Here is an 18,714-nt window from a genome sequence, read left to right as displayed (position 1 = left end):
GAGCCGGTCGGTCCTCGCGCCGGGGGCGGGCGGTCACCGCCTCCGGCGCGAGGACCGACCGGCTCACTGCGTCGCGGCCGCGATGCCGGAGGTGAGGCCGGCGATGGTGTCCTCGGTGCTGCGCCCGCCGACGAAGGCCTGCTCCAGCTGCTCCTTGAGCACCGTGATGATCGCGGCCATGTCGGGCGAGGCGACTTGCGCCGAGTCGGACGCCTGGACGGTGCCCGCCTGGCCGAGGAACACCTCGGCGAGCTCGGGGCGCACGGCGAACTCGATGCCCGACTCCGTGAGGTCGCGACGGGTGGGGAGGAGGGAGGCGCCGGCGCAGAAGTCGCGCATCGCCTCCTCCTCCGTCACGAACGCGAGGAAGGAGGCGGCCAGCTCCGGGTTCTTCGCGGCCTTGGTCGCGACGAGGGCGTTGCCGCCGAAGTCGCCGCCTCCGCGCACGTTGCGCGGGGAGTAGGTGGCGCCCCACTCGAAGTCGAGGGTGGAGTCGGCGTCGGGGATGAGGAACGCGCCGGCGAAGGTCATCGCGGTGGTCTGCGAGTACCAGAGGTCGCTGGCGTAGGTGGTCGCCTGCACGGAGCTGCTCGGCGGCACGAGGCCGTCGGTGAAGAAGCTGCGGCTGAAGTCGATCGCGGCGCGGCCGGCGGCGGAGTCGATCGCGGGCCCGGACAGGTCCTCGGTGAGGAAGCGGCCGTCGGCCTGGAAGAGCAGGCTCAGCCAGCGGGTGACGCCGTTGCCCTGCCAGTTGTAGGCGAAGGGGTAGCGCTCGGCGGGGAGCGAGGCGCGCAGCTTCCGCCCGACCTCGGTGAACTCCTCCCAGGTCCACGCCTCCTCGGGCGAGGAGGGGAAGGAGGTGACGCCCGCGTCGGCCAGCACCTGCGTGTTGTAGAGGATCAGCGAGGTGTCGGTGTGGTGGGGGACGCCGAAGGGGCTCCCGCCGCTCTGCACCGCGGCCCAGGCCGGATCGGTGAACCGCTCGGCGACGTCGGAGTCGAGGAAGCCCGACAGGTCCAGGAGCTGGTCGCGGCCGGCGTAGCTGCCGAACGTGTAGTACGGGACCCGGAAGACGTCCGGCGGGTTCCCCGCCTGCAGCTGCGCGTCGATGTTGGTGAACATCTGCTCGTACGGGACCGCGTTGAGGGTCACGGTGGCGCCGGCGTTCGCCGACTGGAACGCGTCGATCGCGCGCTGGAAGCCGGCCAGCTCGGCGTCGGTGCCCCAGGTGGTGAAGGTGAGGGTGTCGCTGCCGGCGCTCGCCGCGGGGCCCGCGGGGGCGAAGCCGCAGCCGGAGAGGACCGGGACGGAGGCGGCGACGCCGAGCGCTCCGAGGAAGCGGCGGCGGTCGAGGACCGCGCGTCCGAGCTGCGAGAGGTCGAGAGCCCCCGAGGGGAGCCCCTTGCTGGTCAGGCCCATGACGGCCTCCTTCCGGGGGCCAGCGGCAGGCTCCCGGGGGCAGGCTATTCCGGCAGGGCCGCGGGTATCGCGGCTGGACGGATCGGCCGATCCATGAGAGGAGCGGCCGATCCGCGCGGCGGGCGTTCAGCCGCGGCGGCCGAGCATCCCCTCGAACGAGCCGTCGAGCGCCCAGGGGTCGGGCGTGGAGCCCGAGCGGGAGGAGCGGGCGGCTTGATCGGCCAGCTCGCGTCCGGCGCGCTCGATGCGCGAGGGCAGCGCCCGTCCGTCCTCGGTCGCGCCGCCCCAGTCGTCCGTCGCCGCGAACACGGTGGTCGCGAGGGGCGCCGCGTGCAGGTAGGTGAAGAGCGGGCGCATCGCGTAGTCGACGGCCAGGGAGTGGCGGGGGGACCCGCCCGTGGCCGCCAGCAGCACGGGCAGGCCGCGCAGCGCCTCCGTGTCGAGCACGTCGACGAACGACTTGAAGAGCCCGCTGTAGCTGGTGGTGAAGATCGGCGTCACGGCGATCAGGCCGTCGGCGCCGGCGACCGCGTCGAGCGCGGTCTGCAGAGCGGGGCTCGCGAAGCCGGTGAGGAGGTTGTTCGTGACGTCGTGCGCGAGGTCGCGCAGCTCCACGACGCTCCGCTCGACGGCGAAGCCCTGCTCGGTGAGGGAGGACTCGGCGGCGTCGGTCAGGCGGTCGGCGAGCAGCCGGGTCGAGGACGGCTGGCTGAGGCCGGCCGAGAGGACGGTGATCCTGCGGGTGTCCATGGAGAGCTCCTGACTAGACGGTGACGGGCTCGGCCGCGGGCTGCGCGTCGCGCGCGGCCACGAGGGAGGCGTGGGTGGGGGCGTCGGGCACGTGCGAGGGGCGGCCCTCGGCGAAGCCGGCGCGGAGGGCGGGGAGGATCTCGCCGAGCATGTCCATCTGCTCCAGGACGGTCTTCAGCGGGAGTCCCGCGTGGTCCATCAGGAAGAGCTGGCGCTGGTAGTCGCCGACGTACTCGCGGAAGCCGAGGGTGCGGTCGATGATCTGCTGCGGGGAGCCGACGGTGAGCGGGGTCTGCTCCGTGAAGTCCTCGAGCGAGGGGCCGTGGCCGTAGACGGGGGCGTTGTCGAAGTAGGGGCGGAACTGCGAGACCGCGTCCTGCGAGTTCTTCGCCAGGAAGATCTGCCCGCCGAGGCCGACGATCGCCTGGTCGGCGGTCCCGTGGCCGTAGTGCTCGAAGCGCTGGCGGTAGAGCTGCACCATCTTCTGGGTGTGCGAGGCGGGCCAGAAGATGTGGTTCGCGAAGAAGCCGTCGCCGTAGTAGGCGGCCTGCTCGGCGATCTGCGGGGAGCGGATCGATCCGTGCCACACGAACGGCGCGACACCGTCGAGGGGGCGCGGGGTCGACTGGAAGCCCTGGAGGGGAGTGCGGAACTGGCCCTCCCAGTCGACGAAGTCCTCGGTCCACAGGCGGTGCAGCAGGTCGTAGTTCTCGATCGTCAGCTCGATGCCGCGGCGGATGTCCTTGCCGAACCACGGGTAGACGGGGCCGGTGTTGCCGCGGCCGAGCATCAGGTCGACGCGGCCGCCGGCGAGGTGCTGGAGCATCGCGTAGTCCTCGGCGAGCTTCACGGGGTCGTTCGTGGTGATGAGGGCCATCGCGGTGGAGAGCGTGATCCTCTCGGTCTTCGCCGCGAGGTAGCCGAGCGTGGTGGTGGGGGAGGAGGACCAGAACGGCGGGTTGTGGTGCTCGCCCAGGGCGAAGACGTCGAGGCCGATCTCCTCCGCCTTCAGCGCGATCGCGAGGGTCGCCTGGATCTTCTCGGACTCGGACGGGGTCCGTCCGGTCGTGGGGTCGGTCGTGATGTCGCTGACCGTGAAGATGCCGAACTGCATCAGGCGCTCCTTCTGTCCTCCGGCCCGGTGGGGCCTGGTCCATGCGTTTGCATGTACATCCTCATTCAACCACGTGCGGCCGGATCTATTCCCGTGGATCCCCGGGCCTCCGCCGGGCTGTCGGAGGCCCGGCGCCGGTGCCGTGCCCGGACGTCGCCGACCCGCCCCGCTCGCCCCGCGGCCGCCCGAAACATCCCCGCAATACGCCCCGCACTAGAGTCGTGCCATGGGTGACCTCTTCGACGGATACGGGTCCCAGAAGGTCGAGCGGCCCGACACGGGCGCCACCCCCTGGGACGAGATGTTCGCCGACGTGGCGTCGACCGGAGGCCCCGACGGGGTCCGCGGCGCCTACCGCGACATCTACTCCTCGCTCGCGCGGATGACCCAGGAGGAGCTGCGCGGCCGCACCGACGCGCTCGCCTCCTCCTACCTCGCGCAGGGCGTCACCTTCGACTTTGCGGGGGAGGAGCGGCCGTTCCCCCTCGACGCCGTCCCCCGGGTGATCGAGCGCGCCGAGTGGAACGAGGTGCAGACCGGCATCAAGCAGCGGGTCCGTGCTCTCGAGGCGTTCCTCGCCGACGTCTACGGCCCGCAGAACGCCGTGGCCGACGGCGTCATCCCCGCCGGGCTGATCTCGAGCTCCAGCCACTTCCACCGGCAGGCCGCGGGCATCGTCCCCGCGAACGGCGTGCGGATCCAGGTGTCCGGGATCGACCTGATCCGCGACGAGAAGGGCGGCTGGCGGGTCCTCGAGGACAACGTCCGCGTGCCCTCCGGCGTCTCCTACGTCATCTCGAACCGCCGGGTGATGGCGCAGACGCTGCCCGAGCTGTTCGTCTCGATGCGGGTGCGCCCGGTCGGCGACTACCCGAACAAGCTGCTGCAGGCCCTCCGCGCCTCCGCCCCCGAGGGCGTCGACGACCCGACCGTGGTCGTGCTCACCCCGGGCGTCTACAACTCCGCCTACTTCGAGCACACCCTCCTCGCCCGCCTCATGGGCGTCGAGCTGGTCGAGGGCCGCGACCTGTTCTGCACGGGCGGCAAGGTGTTCATGCGCACCACCTCCGGCCCGACCCGGGTCGACGTGATCTACCGCCGCGTGGACGACGAGTTCCTCGATCCGCTGCAGTTCCGCGCCGACTCGATGCTCGGCTCGCCCGGGCTGATGCTCGCGGCCCGGCTCGGGAACGTCACGATCGCCAACGCGGTCGGCAACGGCGTCGCCGACGACAAGCTCGTCTACACCTACCTGCCCGACCTCATCCGCTACTACCTCTCGGAGGAGCCGGTGATCAAGAACGTCGACACGTGGCGGCTCGAGGATCCGGGAGCGCTCGAGGAGGTGCTCGACCGCCTCGACGAGCTCGTCGTGAAGCCGGTCGACGGCTCCGGAGGCAAGGGCCTGGTCGTCGGGCCGGCCGCCTCGGCGAAGGAGCTGGCGGAGCTGCGCTCCCGCCTCCAGGCCGACCCGCGCGGCTGGATCGCGCAGCCGGTCGTGCAGCTCTCCACCATCCCCACCCTCGTCGACGACGGGATGCGCCCCCGGCACGCCGACCTGCGGCCCTTCGCCGTGAACGACGGCACCGACGTCTGGGTGCTGCCCGGCGGCCTGACCCGCGTCGCCCTCCCGGAGGGGCAGCTCGTCGTCAACTCGTCGCAGGGCGGCGGATCGAAGGACACCTGGGTGGTCGGCCTCGAGGAGGCGCGCAGCGCCGAGCCCGAGGCGCGCGACATCCAGGCGCTCGTCGCCGAGCAGGCCGCGGTCACCAGCTCCATCCCGATCGTCTACCCGCTCAACCACACGCCCGACCACTCGCCGCAGGACGCGCCGAACACCGACCAGGACCAGCAGCAGCAGCAGACGCTCGCGGCGGGGGAGGACGACTGATGCTCTCCCGGATCGCCGAGTCGCTGTTCTGGATCGGCCGCTACATCGAGCGGTCCGACGGCACCGCCCGCATCCTCGACGTCCACCTCCAGCTCCTGCTCGAGGACCCGTGGATCGACGAGGACACGGCCTGCCGCTCGCTCCTGTCCGTGATGGGCTCGACCCCGCCCGACGACATGCGCGAGATCACCCGCGCCGACGTGCTGGCGATCCTCGCGATCGACCGCACGAACCCCGCCTCGATCGCCTACTCGCTCGGCGCCGCCCGCGAGAACGCCCGCCGGGCGCGCGAGATCGTCTCGACCGAGCTCTGGGAGTGCCTCAACACCACGCGCACCCGGATGCCGCGCCGCGTCTCGGGCGAGCGGGTGTCGGAGTTCTTCAGCTGGGTGCGCGAGCGCTCCGCCCTCGCCGTCGGCATCATCGAGTCGGCGACCTCGCGCGACGAGGCCTGGCAGTTCTTCACCCTCGGCCGCTCGATCGAGCGCGCCGACATGACCGCCCGCCTGCTCGCCACCCGCTCGCTGACCGAGGCGAGCGGCCCCTCCTGGACCACGATCCTCCGCTCCTGCGGCGCCTACGAGGCGTACCTGCGCACCTACCGGGGCGTGCCGAGCGCGCGGAACGCGGCCGAGTTCCTCCTCCTGGACCGGCTGTTCCCGCGCTCGATCCTCTTCTCGGTCTCGCGGGCGGAGGCGTGCATGCGCGACATCGAGCCGCGCACCGGCCGCATCGGCCACTCCGGAGACGCGCAGCGCGTCCTCGGGCGGATCCGCAGCGAGCTGGAGTTCCGGCCGATCACCGACATCCTCGAGGACCTGCCGCGGCACATGGACAGCGTGCAGGAGGCGACCTCGGCCGCTTCCGAGGCGATCCGCCAGCGGTACTTCCCCACCAACGTCATGCCGAGCTGGATCGGGGAGGCGCTGTGAGCAGGCTGCGCATCAGGCACACCACGGGCTTCACCTACGCGGGGGACGTGGTCGCGTCCTACAACGAGGCGCGGATGCTCCCCGCCTCCTCGGACGGGCAGCTGGTGCTGTTCTCGAACCTCGACATCCGGCCGGTGACCTCGGTGCACGCCTACACCGACTACTGGGGCACCCGCGTCTCGTCGTTCGACGTGCTCGACGCCCACCGCGAGCTCTCGCTGACGGCGACCTCGCTCGTCGAGATCCGGCCGAAGCAGCACCCCGACCACCCGACCGGGTGGGATCAGCTGTCCGAGCAGGTCGAGACGCGCACCGAGTACGTGGAGCAGTCGAAGCAGACCCACCGCACCGCGCCGCCGGAGGACCTCGCGGCGATGGCGCGCTCGCTCGCGGACGAGGCGGCCGGCCCGTGCGAGGCCGCGCTCACGATCGCCGAGACGATCGGCCGGGCGATGACCTACCGGCAGGGCGTCACCGGCGTGCACTCCACCGCGACGGAGTCGTGGACCGCGCGAGAGGGCGTCTGCCAGGACATCACGCACATCGTCCTTGGGGCGCTGCGCTCGGTGGGCATCCCGGCGCGCTACGTCTCGGGCTACCTGCACCCCAAGCCGCACGCCGAGATCGGCGAGACCGTGGTGGGGGAGTCCCACGCGTGGGTCGAGTGGTTCTGCGGAGGAGCCTGGCGCGGCTACGACCCGACGAACCTGATCGACATCGGCGACCGCCACGTCATCGTCGGCCGCGGCCGCGACTACAACGACATCGCGCCGCTGCGCGGGGTGTTCGCCGGGCCCCGCTCGTCGAAGCTCTTCGTCCGCGTCGAGATCACCCGCGAGGCCTGAGGGCGGGCGGCGGTCGCGCCCCGCGTCGGGGGCGACCCGTCGAGTGGGCGGTCCGCGGATCCGCCCGGCGTGCGGACCGGCCGACGGAGCTTAGGCGCGCGGGCGCAGCAGGGGGACTCCGCCGGTGGCGGGCAGAGCCTCCGGCCCGGGGGCCGCGAGCCGGGCGGCGCGGCGCAGGCGGAGGTGGAAGGCGAGTCCGATGGCGGCCGCCGCGATCCCGGAGGCGGCACCGACCAGCATCGCCTGGCGCGGACCGTAGGCGTTCGCGACCCAGCCGATCAGCGGTGCGCCGATCGGGGTGCCGCCGACGAAGATGGCCATGTACAGCGCCATGACCCGGCCCCGCATCTCGGGGGCGGTCGAGAGCTGCACGTAGCCGTTGGCCGAGGTCATCAGCGTCTGCGCCGCGATGCCGACGAAGGGGAGCAGGATCGCGAACGCCCAGACCGTCGGCATGACGCCGGCCAGCGCGAGCGCGACGCCGAACGCCGCGGAGGCGCCGACGATGAGCCGGAGCCTCGGGCGATCGCGGCGAGCCGAGAGGAGCGCCCCCAGCACCGAGCCGACGGCGATCGCGGAGGAGAGGAGGCCGAACTCGCTCGCCCCCATGTCGAACTCGACCGTCGCCATCGTCGAGGCGAAGATCGGGAAGTTCAGGCCGAAGGTGCCGATCAGGAACACGATCGCGAGCACCACGAGGATGTCCGGCCGCTTCGAGACGTAGCGGAACCCCTCCAGCAGCGCACCCGGGCCGCGCGTGGCGCGCGGGGCGCTGCGGAGCTGGTCGCGGTGGAGTGCGCGCAGCGAGAGCAGGACGGCGAGGAAGCTCGCGGCGTTGAGGAGGAAGACCCAGCCGGAGCCGACCGCGGCGATGAGCACGCCCGCGAGGGCCGGTCCGATCATCCGCGCCGAGTTGAAGGAGGCCGAGTTCAGCGAGACGGCGTTGGTGAGGTCGCGCTCCTCGACCAGCGCCGAGACGAACGTCTGGCGCACGGGCGCGTCGATCGCCGCGGCGAAGCCGAGGAGCAGGGCGAAGAGGTAGACCATCCAGAGCTGCACGACCCCGGTCACGACGATGAGTCCCAGGCCGAGCCCGAGCGCGCCCATCGCGCCCTGGGTGGCCATCAGGAGCTTCCGCCGGTCGAAGCGGTCGGCGATGAAGCCGGAGAAGGGGACCATCACGAGCTGCGGTCCGAACTGCAGCGCCATGGTCACGCCGAGCGCCGTCGCGTCGTGGTCGGTCAGGTCGTTGATCACGATCCAGTCCTGGGCCGTGCGCTGCATCCAGGTGCCGACGTTCGAGACCATCGCGCCCGCGAACCAGATGCGGTAGTTCGGCACGGCGAGGGAGCGGAACATCGCGCTCATCGGTCGGCCACCGCGCGCAGGACCGCCGCCGCGTCGTGGAGCAGGCGCAGGTCCTCGGGAGGGAGCTCCTCGAGGCGCGCCACGAGCCACGCGTCGCGGATGCGGCGCACGTCGAGCACCAGTGCGGTGCCGGCCCCGGTGGGGCGGATGCGGGTGACGCGGCCGTCGGCGGGGTCGGCGAGGCGCTCCGCGAGTCCTTCGTCGACCAGGCAGCCGACCGTGCGGGTCATCGAGGGTGGGCGGACCCGCTCCGCCTCGGCCAGCTCGCCGAGGGTCTTCGCGCCCTCGCGGTGCAGGAGCGCGAGCACGCTGAACTGCGGATCGCTGAGCTCGTGCTGGGCCTTCTCCTGCCGGAGCCGCCGTCCGAGCCGGCCGACCGCTGCCCGCACCTCGCCCGCGAGGGAGGTCAGCGGGAGATCGGTGTGCGGGGTCTGGATCTGAGCGGTCTCGGTCGATGGCACATAGTTAGCCTAACAAAAGAACTGCCGCTCAGGCGGAGGTCCGCGCGGTCCGCACCGCCCCGATGCTCGCGGCGACCACGAGCGCGATCCCGACGGCCTCGACGGCGCTGAGGCGCTGGCCGAGCACGAGGAAGCCCGAGAGCGCGGCCGCCCCGGGGGAGAGCGACATCAGGATCGAGAAGGTCGAGGAGCGCAGGCGCCGCAGCGCCAGCAGCTCCAGCGCGTAGGGCACCGCGGAGGAGAGCACCGCCACGGCGAGCCCGAGGAGCAGCACCGGCGGCACCACCAGGGCGGGCCCGGCGGAGGCGAGGCCGAACGGCAGCGACACGATCGCGCCGGCCGCCAGCGCCAGCGCGAGCCCGTCGATCCCCTGGAACCGCCCGCCGGTGCGGCCGGCGAAGACGATGTACGCGGCCCAGAGCACTGCGGCTCCCAGCGCGAAGCCGACGCCGGCCGGGTCCAGCGCCGAGAACCCGCCCTGCGACAGGGTCACCACCCCGGCCAGCGCGAGCACCGCCCAGACCAGGCTCAGCACGCTCCTCCCGGCGATCACCGAGAGCGTCAGCGGCCCGAGCACCTCGAGGGTGACGGCGGCGCCCTGCGGGATCCGGGCGATGGCCTCGTAGTAGCAGGCGTTCATCCCGCCGAGGGCGAGACCGTAGGCGGCGACAGTGGCCCAGTCGCTCCGGCTGTGGCCGCGCAGCCGCGGACGGCAGACCAGGAGCAGCACGACGGCCGAGAACACCAGCCGGAGCGTGACGGTGCCGATCGGCCCCGCGGCGGGGAAGAGCAGTACGGCGAAGGAGGCGCCCAGCTGCACGCTCGCGACCGACCCGAGCACCAGGCCGATCGAGCCCGCGCTCGCCGGGCGCCGCTCCGGGGCGGCCGCTGCGCTCAGCTGGAGCGCCGCTGCGTCTGGACGGGCGGGACGTTGTATCCGAGCAGGCCGACGCCGGTCGCGTCCCAGCGCAGCGTGGTCAGCGAGACGTTGTCGACCACCGGGAAGGTGTGCCGATAGGTCTCGGGGTTGATGCCGAGGTAGGCGCACAGCAGGAGGCGGATGAGCGTGCCGTGCGCGACGACGAGCACGCGGCCGTCGGGGTGCTCGCGGTGGATGCGGGCGAGGGAGGTGTTCGCGCGGGCGACGGCGTCGAGGCCGGACTCGCCGCCGGGCATCGGCTGGATGGCCGGCGCCGCGACCCACGCGTGGTACTCGTCCGGGAAGCGCTTCTCCATCTCGTCGGTGGTCAGCCCCTCGCCGCGGCCGAAGTCGACCTCGACCAGGGCCGGGTCGGGCTGCAGCTCGAGGTGGGCCGCCCGCGCGGCGGGCACGGCGGTGCGCACGGCCCGGACCAGGGTGGAGGAGTACACCGCCTCGAGGTCGGCGTCGACGGCCCAGGCGGCCAGAGTCGCCGCCTGGTCCTGGCCCCGGGGGGTCAGCGCGATGTCGGAGGAGCCCGCGAAGCGGTTCTCGGAGTGCCAGACAGTCTCTCCGTGCCGGGCGAGGATCAGGGTCGTCACCCCCTGAGCCTACCGACCGCGCGGGCCCGCGGGCCCCGCGCTCAGGCGGCGGGAACGCCGTAGTGCGCGTCGACCATCACCGGGAGGTGGTCCGAGACGCCCTGGGGCAGCGTGGAGACCCGCTCGATCCGCACGGAGTCGCTGATCGCGAAGTCGAAGTGGCCGCTGAAGTAGCGGTAGCGCGCGTAGGTGGGGGAGTCGCTCCGCGAGACCAGGTAGCCGTTCCGGGTCATCCGGCGGTCGAGTCCGCGGAAGAACCACGGGTAGTTGTAGTCGCCGACCATCAGGGAGGGGGTGTCCGGCGCGTACTCGCGCAGCCGGTTGAGCGCCTCGTCGATCTGCTTGCGGCGCAGGGCGTTGCCGGCCGAGAGCGGAGCGGCGTGGAAGGACGAGACGGCGATCGATCCGCCGTCGCGGTCATCGAGGCGGACGGCCAGCAGGCGCTCGTGAGCGGGGGACATCACGCGGTCGTGCATGGACTTGCTGAGCTCGAACGCGGCGCTGCCGGAGAGCTCGAAGCGGTCCTGCGAGTAGTAGACGGCCAGGCCCAGGCGGTTGCGGGCCGTGACGGACGCGAGCCGGAGCGAGCCCACCTCCTGCGGCAGCTTCGTGGTGTCGCACTCCTGCAGGCACAGCACGTCGATGTCGTGGCGGGCGGCGAGGGGGGCGATCTCGGCGTGCGCTCGGTGCTCCCGGAGGTTGTAGGAGATCACGCGGAGGGCGCGTTCGGTCGGCTGCATTTCGCCAGTGTAGGGCGCGCCGACCGAGCGCCGGCCGACCCTCCGGCGAACACGGAGGGACCTCCTCGGAACACGGTCGGAACGTTCGCCGACCGGCCGGGGAGGTCCCTCGCGGAGCCGTGTCAGTGCTGCTCGGTGCCCGAGGCGTCGGTCTCGGCGTCGGTGCCGTGGACGCCGTCGGTGGGGCCCCAGTCGGGCAGCGGGGGGTTCTGCTCCTCGCCGTCGGCGCCGACGCCGTCGGCCAGGGGGGAGGCCGCGCCGCCGACCTCGTCGAGGCCCGCGGAGGTGCCGGTCTCGGTGGCGGGGTCGGGCGTGCGCGCGCCGTCGGTCGTGTCGGTGCCGTCGGTCGTGTCGGTGGGGGTGGGCTCGATGTCGTAGTCGGAGCTGCTCATGTCCCGACGCTACGACTCCGCCGCCCGCGGGGGCACCCCCTTGCGCTCCCGCGAACGACGGAGGCCCCCCGCACCGGGAAGGTGCGAGGGGCCTGCGAAGGGGGAGTGCTCAGCGTCCGTAGGCGGAGGCGGCGGGGCAGTCGAACGGGTCGCCGCCGGCCGACAGGCCGACCTTGTTGAGGTAGCGGACGACGATCGCGTACGACTCCATCAGCGAGGTCTCGGTGTAGGGGATCTGGTGGGTGGTGCAGTACTCCTTGGCGATGACCTGCGCGCGGCGCAGCGCCGGGCGGGGCATGTTCGGGAAGAGGTGGTGCTCCACCTGGTAGTTGAGGCCGCCCATGTAGAGGTCGGTGAACCAGGTGCTGCGGATGCTGCGCGAGGTGAGGACCTGGCGGCGGAGGAAGTCGACGCGCGCCTCCTTCGGCAGCAGCGGCATGCCCTTGTGGTTCGGCGCGAACGAGGCGCCCATGTAGAGGCCGAAGACGCCCAGCTGCACGCCGACGAAGGCGAACGCCATGCCGAGGGGGAGGGCCCAGAAGACGACGGCGAGGTAGAGGCCGACGCGGGTGACGAGCATGGTGATCTCGACCCAGCGCTTGTCGACCTTGCCCTTGCCGAACACGGTGCGGAAGCCGTGCAGGTGCAGGTTGAGGCCCTCGAGCAGCAGGAGCGGGAAGAACGCGTAGCCCTGGCGGCGGGTGAGCCAGGCGTAGAGGCCGCGCGAGCGGGCCGCGTCCTCGGCGGTGAAGGAGACGACGTCGCGCTCGATGTCCGGGTCCTTGCCCAGCACGTTCGGGTTCGCGTGGTGGCGGCTGTGCTTGGTCATCCACCAGGAGTAGCTGATGCCGACGAAGAGGTTCGCGAGGGTGCGGCCGGCGACGTCATTGGCCTTGCCGGACTCGAACACCTGGCGGTGCGAGGCCTCATGGGCGAGGAAGGCGAACTGCGTCAGCACGATGCCGAGGGCGGCGGCGAGCAGGAGCTGGAACCAGGAGTCGCCCAGCAGGACGAAGCCGGTGACGATGCCGCCGAGCGCGAGGACCAGCGCGCCGAACATCGTGTAGTAGAAGCCGGTGCGGCGGCGGAGGAGCCCCGCGTCGCGGACCGTGCTGAGAAGACCGGAGTACTCGGTCGTCGGGTTGACGCGGCCGTCGGCGCGGGGGCGGGTGCGGACGACGCGGGGGGCGCCTCCGGTGACGGACGTGGTGGTGGGGGTGCTCATCGGCGCCTCGCTCTTCGTGGTGACCGTCGGCGTCGACGGTCTCTCGGTGAGCGATCCCGACGGGGGCGGTCCGCTCATGGTTCACCGCGTCGGTAGGGGCCGGACGCGGCATCAGGGCGACCGGGGTCAAGGGCAACCTGGTGTGAACACTACGGGGACGGCGGCGGCACCGCACCATGGCGATTGCCAGCCTTCGCTCCGCGCGTGTCGGGAAGGGGAGTGCGCCTCCGGCGGGACCGCCGGAGGCGCACGGGCTCAGGAGCCGATCGAGTCCTGCGGGCGGCCGGACTTGAGCGCGGCGAGGCGCGCCTCCACCTCGGTCATCTCGCCGAGGTCCTCGAGCGACTCGAACTGCGCGTCCAGGCTCGAGGAGGCGAGCTCCTCCGCGCCGCGGACGCGCGCCTCCTCGCGGCGGATCTTCTGCTCGAAGCGGCTCACCTCGCTCGTCGGGTCCATCAGGTCGATGCTCTTCACGGCGTCCTGGACCTGGCTCTGCGCCTCGACGGTCTTCGAGCGCACGATCAGCTCGTCGCGCTTGCTCGAGAGCTGCTGCAGCTTCTCGCGCATCTGGTTCAGGCCCGACTTGAGCTTGTCGACGACCTCGGTCTGCGAGGCGATGGTCGGCTCGGCGTCCTTCGCCTCCTTCTCGGACTGGATCTGGCGCTGCAGAGCGACCTTGGCCAGCGCGTCGAACTTGTCGGCGTCGCCGGCGCTCCCGCCGGTGCGCAGCTCGTCGGCCTTGCGGCTCGCGGCGAGGGCCTTGCCGCCCCACTCCTGGGCGTTCTGCACGTCCTCGCGGTAGTCGTCCTCGAGCAGGCGCAGGTTGCCGATCGTGGTGGCGATCGCCGCCTCGGCGTCGCGGATGCTGTCGGTGTAGTCGCGGACCATCTGGTCGAGCATCTTCTGCGGATCCTCGGCCTGGTCGAGGAGCGCGTTGATGTTGGCCTTCGCGAGCTGCGCGATGCGGCCGAAGATCGACTGTCTCTGAGCCATGGGTGTCTCTCCTTGCGTCGTGGGTGGTGCCGGATGTCGGAGGTGGTGCCGGAGTCGTGGGGGAGGTGGTGGTCGTCGGTCGTGCGCGGATGCCCGGGGGCGCTCAGAAGCGCCCGCCGCCGCCGCGTCGTCCGCCTCCGCCGCTGCTGCGCCCGCCGCCGAAGCCGCCGCCGCCGGAGCGCCGGGACGAGCCGCCTCCGCCGAAGCCGCCGCTGAACCCGCCTCCGCCGAAGCCGCCCGAGCGGTAGCCGCTGCGGCGTCCGCCTCCCAGGAGCGACTCGACCAGGATCCCGCCGAGGAACGCGCCGGTCGTGTCGCCACCGTAGGGGCTGCCGACGGCGTTCGGGGCGGAGTAGGAGCCGGCGTCGGCCCGCGCCCGCTCGAGCGCCTCCTGGGCGAGCTGCGAGGCGCGCTGGGCGGAGGCGAGAGCCTCGCGGGGGTCGGTGGCGGCGATGCGCTCGGCGTACTCGGCCGAGCGGGCGGCCTCGGCGACGCGGGTGCGCGCCTCCGAGCCGACCGCGCCGCGGCGGGCCGCGATGAAGTCCTCGGCGGCCGAGACGCGGCTGCGGGCGGAGGTGAGCTCGGCGCCGAGGGCGGCCCGCTCGCGCTCGCGCTGGGCCTGCGCGTCGCGGAACCCGCCGACGGCGGCGTCGATCGTGGCGTCGGCGGCGGTGAGCGCCTCGAGCAGGGCGAGCGGGTCGTTCGGCCGCACGGAGGCGGCGCGCTCGACGTCGTCGAGGGCGGCCTCGGTCGAGGCGACCGCGGCGACGTTCTGCGCCTGGGCGGCGGACTCCGCGTCCTGGGAGGCGGCGAGCGATCGTCCCTGCGCCACGTCGGCGCGGATCTCGGCGACGCGGCCGGCGAGCGACGCCTCCGCCTTCTGCAGCTCGTCGCCGCGCGTGGCCACCGCGTCGACGAGCCCGGAGGCCTGCTCGGCGGCCTGCTGCCCGGCGCGCAGCAGCACGGCGGCGCGGCCGGAGTCGCCGGCCTGCAGCGCCTGCTGGGCGCCGGCGAGCTGGTCGCGGGTGAAGCGGAGGCGGTCCTCGGCCTGGTCGGCGTCGTCGCCCACGTCGTCGATCGCGGTCGGCGCGTAGCGGGAGGCGAGCTCGGCGAGGCGGGCGCGGGCCGAGGGGAGGCGGTCGCCGACCTCGGCGGCGCGAGCCGAGAGCGCGGCGGCGACCTGCGGCGCGTTCTTCTCGAGGTCGCGCAGCTCCTCGAACGCGCTCGCGCGCTCGTCGAGCGTCTGCTCGGCGTCGGCGCAGAGCTGGAGGATGCGCTGGTAGCCGTCGCGGCGCTCCTGATCGGTCTCCGGCTCGGCGTCGTCGAGGCGCTGCTGCAGGGTGAAGGCCTCGCCGAGCAGGCGCTTCGCGGTGACGAGCGCCTCGCGGAACGCGCCGGTCGCGTCGGCGCCGAACTGCGCCTCCGCGAAGCCGACCTCCTGCTCGCTGGTGCGGACGGCGTCGTCGGCGTGGACGAGGGCCGACCCGGCACGGGTGGCGAGTTCGTCGATCGAGGCCTCCACCGCCTCCTGGGCGCGGCGCTTCCGCGCGCGGCGGACGAGCAGCAGCACCACGAGGCCGACCACGACGAGGGCCGCGAGCACGCCGAGCGCGATCAGCAGCCCCGAGCCGAGGGACTCGCCGGCGCTGGGCGCGTCGAGGCGCTGCCCGATCCCGTCTGCGGCGGCCACCGCGGCTCCGGCCCAGTCGCCGTCGGCGAGCCTCGGCTCGATGTCGTCGGACTGGAGCGAGGAGACCTGCGCGTCGTCGAGGGCGAAGCCCTGCGCGACCGACACCTGGTACTGGCGGGCGTCGACCGCGACGGCCAGGAGGACGTCGTCGGTGCCCAGTCCGTTGCGGGTCGCGGTCTCGTCCGCCCACGCGGCGCGGTCGGACGGATCCGTGAAGGAGTCGACGAAGGCGACGAACAGCTGCACGCGGTGCTGGTCGTAGAGGGCACGCGAGGCCTGCTCGATCTCGGCGGTCTCTCCGGAGCTCAGCACCCCGACCGAGTCGAGGACGGTGGAGGAGGAGAAGGAGACGGGCGATTCGGCCGTCGCCGCGGTCGCGGGGACCAGCGCGAGGACCGCGGCGATCAGGAGGGCCGCGAGCGCCGGCAGCAGCCGGGAGCTCACGGGGTGGTGGGGTCTCGCCGGCATCGCGCACACTCCTTCGTCGTCGCCTCCCGAGTGTAGACAGCCCGGATGTCCGAGCAGGAGTCGGGAGGCGGCAGGCCGTCGACCGCGTGCCCGGGGCGCGGGGGATGGGAGAACGCCGGGAGGAGGAATGACCGTGCTCCGCTCGCGGTTGCTGCCCGGAGTGCGCCGCAGGTGCACGTGCCTCCCCCCTCAGGGCAGCCCCCTGAGACAGCTCCGTAGAAAGGCGATCCCGTGGATCCGTTCTCCCCCCTCACCGCCGGCGACCTCGACCTCCCCAACCGCATCGTCCTGGCACCGATGACGCGACTGCGCTCCGACGAGCAGGGCGTGCCCGGCGCGATCGTCGCCGAGTACTACGCCCAGCGCGCGAGCATGGGCCTGCTGATCAGCGAGGGCGTCTTCCCCAGCGCCGAGTCCAAGGGCTACGCCGGGCAGCCCGGCATCGAGACCGACGCGCAGGCCGCGGGCTGGCGCGCCGTCGCCGACGCCGTGCACGCCGCGGGTGGGCGCATCGTCATGCAGCTGATGAACGCGGGCCGCGTCTCACACACCGAGATCACCGGCACCGACCGCATCGTCGCCCCGAGCGCCGTCGCCATCGACGGAGAGGTGCACACCCCCTCCGGCAAGAAGCCCTTCCCGGTGCCGCACGCGCTGACCACCGAGGAGCTGGCGACCGTCCGCGACGAGTTCGTCGCCGCCGCCCGCCGCGCGATCGACGCCGGCTTCGACGGAGTCGAGGTGCACGGCGCCAACGGCTACCTGCTGCACGAGTTCCTCTCGCCCGTCTCCAACGTGCGCACCGACCAGTACGGCGGGACCCCGGCCGAGCGCGCCGCGTTCCCGCTCGAGGTCACCCGCGCGATCGTCGACGAGGTCGGAGCGGGCCGCGTCGGCATCCGCCTCTCGCCGGCCCACAACATCCAGGACGTCGTCGAGACCGACGCCGACGACGTGCGTGCCACCTACGAGGCCGTCGTCGACGGGCTCGCCCCGCTCGGCCTGGCCTACCTCAGCGTCCTGCACGCCGAGCCCGCCGGCGAGCTGGTCCAGGACCTCCGCTCGCGCTTCGACGGCGTCTTCATCGCCAACAGCGGCTTCGGCTCGCCGACCAGCCGCAAGGAGGCGACCGAGCTGATCAGCGAGGGCCACGCCGACGCCGTGGCCGTCGGCCGCCCGGCGATCGCCAACCCCGACCTGGTCGAGCGCTGGCAGGGCGGGCACCCCGAGAACGAGGTCGTCCAGGAGACGGTCTACGGCGGAGGAGCCGAGGGCTACACCGACTACGAGCCCCTCTCGGCGTAGTCGCGACGCACGCTGAAGGCCCGCTCCCTCGAGGGGGAGCGGGCCTTCCGCGTACCGGGGGGATCAGCTCTCGCTGCCCCGGCTCTTCAGCTCGGACTCGATGCGGGCGTCCTGCTCGGGCGAGAGCTCGTGGTCCTCGTCCTCCGGGCCGGCCGTCTCGCCGACGCGGCCCTCGCCGAGGGCGTGGATCGAGGTGATCTCGTCCTCGAGCGCGGCGTCGCGGTCGTGCTCGCTCACGAGCCGGTCTCGATCTCCCCGGCGGAGACGGCCTCGGCGTACTTGCGGAGGTCCGGGCCGGGCTCGAAGTCGATGAAGCGGTCCTTGAGGCGCGCGTTCAGCTCGGCGAACACGTCCTCCCAGGGCTCGCCCTTCTTGCTCGTCGCGAGGTCGAGCACCGCCTCGCGGAGGACCCTGTCCGAGTCCTCGAGGATCTTGTCGCGGGCTTCGTCGTTCCAGCGGATGTCCTGTGCGTCCATGCTCCGACCGTAGGCGCGGGGCCGGGACGCCCCAAGGACTTGCGGGCGGGGGGCGGGAGGCGTAGGAGCCCCCGCCGCTCCGCGCTCAGGAGAGCGCCGGCAGCACCTCGCGCTCGAACAGCTCGATGCCGGACCGGTCGTAGGCGGCGTCCGGGAAGTAGAGGATGCCGTAGTCCATCCCGCGCGACTGCATGCCGGCGAGGCGGTCGACGATCTGCGCGGGAGTGCCGACCGCGAGCGCGTCGGGGCTGCGGTACTCGGCGACGAAGGACGCCGCTCCCTCCGCGCCGAGGTACGGGACCACGCGCTCCTCGAGACGCTGCAGCGCCGCCTCGACCTCCGCCTCCGTCTCGCCGATCACGACGTTGTAGTTCGAGCTCCGGGTGATCGCCGAGAAGTCGGTGCCCAGGCGCTCGCAGTGCCCGCGGAGGACCGAGCTCTTGTGGTCGAACGCCTCCGGGGTCCCGGCGAAGTTCGTGTACTGCGCGTACTGGGCCGCGATCCGCAGCGTGACCTTCTCGCCGCCGCCGGCGACCCACAGCGGGATGCCGCCCTCCTGCAGGGGCAGCGGCCGGTTCTGCGCGCCGTCCACCTGGTAGTAGCGGCCGTCGAGGGTCGCGGACCCGGTCGTCCAGGCCTGCTGCAGGATCTGCACTCCCTCGTCGAGCCGGCCCAGCCGCTCGGCGATCGGCGGGAAGCCGTAGCCGTACGCGCGCCACTCGTGCTCGTACCAGCCGCCGCCGATGCCCATCTCGACCCGCCCGCCCGAGACGATGTCGACGGTCGTCGCGACCTTGGCGAGGTAGGCGGGGTTCCGGTAGCCCATGCAGGTGCACATCTGGCCCAGCCGCACGCGCGACGTGGTGGCGCCGAACGCGCTCATCAGCGACCACGCCTCGTGCGTCGCCTCCTCCGTCACCTGCGGGACGGTGTGGAAGTGGTCGTAGACCCAGATCGACTCCCAGGCGCCGTCGTCGGCGTGCCGGGCGAGGTCGCTCATGGTGCGCCACTGGTCGGCGGCCGGGACGCCGACGAGGTCGTGGCGCCAGCCCTGGGGGATGAAGAGTCCGAATCGCATGCCGCCGACCCTAGGGCGGCCCGCCCCCGAGGTCGAGGGGGTCGCG

At 72.9% G+C, this 18,714-nt stretch carries 19 protein-coding genes; 4 read left to right on the top strand and 15 right to left on the bottom strand.

Going from position 1 to position 18,714, the window contains the following annotated elements; translation table 11 throughout:
* Positions 1-63: 63 nt before the first annotated feature.
* The 3 genes from C5D09_RS15340 to C5D09_RS15330 all read right to left on the bottom strand — a co-directional run bounded on the left by C5D09_RS15340 (position 64) and on the right by C5D09_RS15330 (position 3,283).
* On the bottom strand, positions 64-1,419 hold the full coding sequence (locus tag C5D09_RS15340; protein WP_104223847.1) for a sugar ABC transporter substrate-binding protein: 1,356 nt from the start codon (positions 1,417-1,419) through the stop codon (positions 64-66).
* A gap of 126 nt (positions 1,420-1,545) precedes the next feature.
* Positions 1,546-2,169 carry an FMN reductase gene (locus C5D09_RS15335; protein WP_104261452.1) on the bottom strand — a complete coding sequence of 208 codons (624 nt, stop codon included), beginning with the start codon at positions 2,167-2,169 and terminating at the stop codon, positions 1,546-1,548.
* A 13-nt stretch (positions 2,170-2,182) separates the two neighbouring features.
* The gene (locus tag C5D09_RS15330; RefSeq protein ID WP_104223849.1) at positions 2,183-3,283 is read right to left on the bottom strand and encodes an LLM class flavin-dependent oxidoreductase; all 1,101 of its coding nucleotides are present in this window, start codon (positions 3,281-3,283) and stop codon (positions 2,183-2,185) included.
* A 226-nt stretch (positions 3,284-3,509) separates the two neighbouring features.
* On the opposite strand from C5D09_RS15330, the gene C5D09_RS15325 reads away from it, so the two are divergent.
* The 3 genes from C5D09_RS15325 to C5D09_RS15315 are packed head-to-tail and all read left to right on the top strand — an operon-like array spanning position 3,510 to position 6,951.
* Entirely contained in the window at positions 3,510-5,174 is a 1,665-nt protein-coding gene (locus C5D09_RS15325) for a circularly permuted type 2 ATP-grasp protein (RefSeq protein WP_104226201.1), read from the top strand.
* Positions 5,174-6,106, top strand: coding sequence for an alpha-E domain-containing protein (locus tag C5D09_RS15320; protein ID WP_104223851.1), 933 nt, complete (start codon positions 5,174-5,176; stop codon positions 6,104-6,106). Before C5D09_RS15325 ends, C5D09_RS15320 begins: the two co-directional genes overlap by 1 nt.
* Entirely contained in the window at positions 6,103-6,951 is an 849-nt protein-coding gene (locus C5D09_RS15315; RefSeq protein ID WP_104223852.1) for a transglutaminase family protein, read from the top strand. The genes C5D09_RS15320 and C5D09_RS15315 overlap by 4 nt, the downstream gene beginning before the upstream one ends.
* Positions 6,952-7,041: 90 nt before the next feature.
* Here C5D09_RS15315 and C5D09_RS15310 read toward each other — a convergent pair whose 3' ends face one another.
* The 9 genes from C5D09_RS15310 to C5D09_RS15270 form a co-directional block, all read right to left on the bottom strand.
* On the bottom strand, positions 7,042-8,319 hold the full coding sequence (locus tag C5D09_RS15310) for an MFS transporter (RefSeq protein WP_104223853.1): 1,278 nt from the start codon (positions 8,317-8,319) through the stop codon (positions 7,042-7,044).
* Positions 8,316-8,780, bottom strand: coding sequence for a MarR family winged helix-turn-helix transcriptional regulator (locus tag C5D09_RS15305; RefSeq protein ID WP_258067025.1), 465 nt, complete (start codon positions 8,778-8,780; stop codon positions 8,316-8,318). The genes C5D09_RS15310 and C5D09_RS15305 overlap by 4 nt, the downstream gene beginning before the upstream one ends.
* Before the next feature lie 28 nt (positions 8,781-8,808).
* Positions 8,809-9,621 (bottom strand): DMT family transporter, encoded by an 813-nt coding sequence (locus tag C5D09_RS15300; protein ID WP_258067024.1) that lies wholly within the window; start codon positions 9,619-9,621, stop codon positions 8,809-8,811.
* Between the two features lie 53 nt (positions 9,622-9,674).
* Positions 9,675-10,301 carry a histidine phosphatase family protein gene (locus C5D09_RS15295; protein WP_104223854.1) on the bottom strand — a complete coding sequence of 209 codons (627 nt, stop codon included), beginning with the start codon at positions 10,299-10,301 and terminating at the stop codon, positions 9,675-9,677.
* A gap of 41 nt (positions 10,302-10,342) precedes the next feature.
* Positions 10,343-11,041, bottom strand: a complete 699-nt coding sequence (locus tag C5D09_RS15290; protein ID WP_104223855.1) for an endonuclease/exonuclease/phosphatase family protein — start codon at positions 11,039-11,041, stop codon at positions 10,343-10,345.
* Positions 11,042-11,163: 122 nt separating this feature from the next.
* Complete coding sequence (locus C5D09_RS15285) at positions 11,164-11,433, bottom strand: hypothetical protein (protein ID WP_104226203.1); 270 nt, start codon at positions 11,431-11,433, stop codon at positions 11,164-11,166.
* A gap of 109 nt (positions 11,434-11,542) precedes the next feature.
* Positions 11,543-12,658 (bottom strand): acyl-CoA desaturase, encoded by a 1,116-nt coding sequence (locus C5D09_RS15280; protein WP_104226226.1) that lies wholly within the window; start codon positions 12,656-12,658, stop codon positions 11,543-11,545.
* Between the two features lie 255 nt (positions 12,659-12,913).
* Positions 12,914-13,651 (bottom strand): PspA/IM30 family protein, encoded by a 738-nt coding sequence (locus C5D09_RS15275; protein ID WP_104269683.1) that lies wholly within the window; start codon positions 13,649-13,651, stop codon positions 12,914-12,916.
* A 103-nt stretch (positions 13,652-13,754) separates the two neighbouring features.
* Entirely contained in the window at positions 13,755-15,809 is a 2,055-nt protein-coding gene (locus C5D09_RS15270; protein ID WP_104269682.1) for a TPM domain-containing protein, read from the bottom strand.
* A gap of 231 nt (positions 15,810-16,040) precedes the next feature.
* Between C5D09_RS15270 and C5D09_RS15265 the strand changes: the two genes are divergently transcribed.
* Positions 16,041-17,114 carry an alkene reductase gene (locus tag C5D09_RS15265; protein ID WP_104269681.1) on the top strand — a complete coding sequence of 358 codons (1,074 nt, stop codon included), beginning with the start codon at positions 16,041-16,043 and terminating at the stop codon, positions 17,112-17,114.
* Positions 17,115-17,177: 63 nt separating this feature from the next.
* Here C5D09_RS15265 and C5D09_RS17620 read toward each other — a convergent pair whose 3' ends face one another.
* The 3 genes from C5D09_RS17620 to C5D09_RS15255 form a co-directional block, all read right to left on the bottom strand.
* Positions 17,178-17,351: a hypothetical protein gene (locus C5D09_RS17620; protein ID WP_160035225.1), complete on the bottom strand. Its 174-nt coding sequence runs from the start codon at positions 17,349-17,351 to the stop codon at positions 17,178-17,180.
* Positions 17,348-17,590 (bottom strand): hypothetical protein, encoded by a 243-nt coding sequence (locus tag C5D09_RS15260; protein WP_068251275.1) that lies wholly within the window; start codon positions 17,588-17,590, stop codon positions 17,348-17,350. The genes C5D09_RS17620 and C5D09_RS15260 overlap by 4 nt, the downstream gene beginning before the upstream one ends.
* Positions 17,591-17,675: 85 nt before the next feature.
* Positions 17,676-18,668 carry an LLM class F420-dependent oxidoreductase gene (locus tag C5D09_RS15255; protein WP_104246861.1) on the bottom strand — a complete coding sequence of 331 codons (993 nt, stop codon included), beginning with the start codon at positions 18,666-18,668 and terminating at the stop codon, positions 17,676-17,678.
* Between the last annotated feature and the right edge of the window lie 46 nt (positions 18,669-18,714).

The organism is Rathayibacter sp. AY1C9 (genome assembly GCF_002932315.1).
Taxonomy (GTDB): domain Bacteria; phylum Actinomycetota; class Actinomycetes; order Actinomycetales; family Microbacteriaceae; genus Rathayibacter.
Note: the sequence above shows the minus strand (reverse complement) of the source record. Positions and strands in the feature narration are given on the sequence as shown.

Excerpts from the sequence above, each read along its gene's own strand:
- C5D09_RS15285 (WP_104226203.1), bottom strand. The coding sequence starts at position 11,433 with ATGAGCAGCTCCGACTACGACATCGAGCCCACCCCCACCGACACGACC.
- C5D09_RS15330 (WP_104223849.1), bottom strand. The coding sequence starts at position 3,283 with ATGCAGTTCGGCATCTTCACGGTCAGCGACATCACGACCGACCCCACG.
- C5D09_RS15260 (WP_068251275.1), bottom strand. The coding sequence starts at position 17,590 with ATGGACGCACAGGACATCCGCTGGAACGACGAAGCCCGCGACAAGATC.
- C5D09_RS15335 (WP_104261452.1), bottom strand. The coding sequence starts at position 2,169 with ATGGACACCCGCAGGATCACCGTCCTCTCGGCCGGCCTCAGCCAGCCG.
- C5D09_RS15290 (WP_104223855.1), bottom strand. The coding sequence starts at position 11,041 with ATGCAGCCGACCGAACGCGCCCTCCGCGTGATCTCCTACAACCTCCGG.
- C5D09_RS15280 (WP_104226226.1), bottom strand. The coding sequence starts at position 12,658 with ATGAGCACCCCCACCACCACGTCCGTCACCGGAGGCGCCCCCCGCGTC.
- C5D09_RS15320 (WP_104223851.1), top strand. The coding sequence starts at position 5,174 with ATGCTCTCCCGGATCGCCGAGTCGCTGTTCTGGATCGGCCGCTACATC.
- C5D09_RS15275 (WP_104269683.1), bottom strand. The coding sequence starts at position 13,651 with ATGGCTCAGAGACAGTCGATCTTCGGCCGCATCGCGCAGCTCGCGAAG.
- C5D09_RS15270 (WP_104269682.1), bottom strand. The coding sequence starts at position 15,809 with ATGCCGGCGAGACCCCACCACCCCGTGAGCTCCCGGCTGCTGCCGGCG.
- C5D09_RS15255 (WP_104246861.1), bottom strand. The coding sequence starts at position 18,668 with ATGCGATTCGGACTCTTCATCCCCCAGGGCTGGCGCCACGACCTCGTC.
- C5D09_RS15325 (WP_104226201.1), top strand. The coding sequence starts at position 3,510 with ATGGGTGACCTCTTCGACGGATACGGGTCCCAGAAGGTCGAGCGGCCC.
- C5D09_RS15310 (WP_104223853.1), bottom strand. The coding sequence starts at position 8,319 with ATGAGCGCGATGTTCCGCTCCCTCGCCGTGCCGAACTACCGCATCTGG.
- C5D09_RS15340 (WP_104223847.1), bottom strand. The coding sequence starts at position 1,419 with ATGGGCCTGACCAGCAAGGGGCTCCCCTCGGGGGCTCTCGACCTCTCG.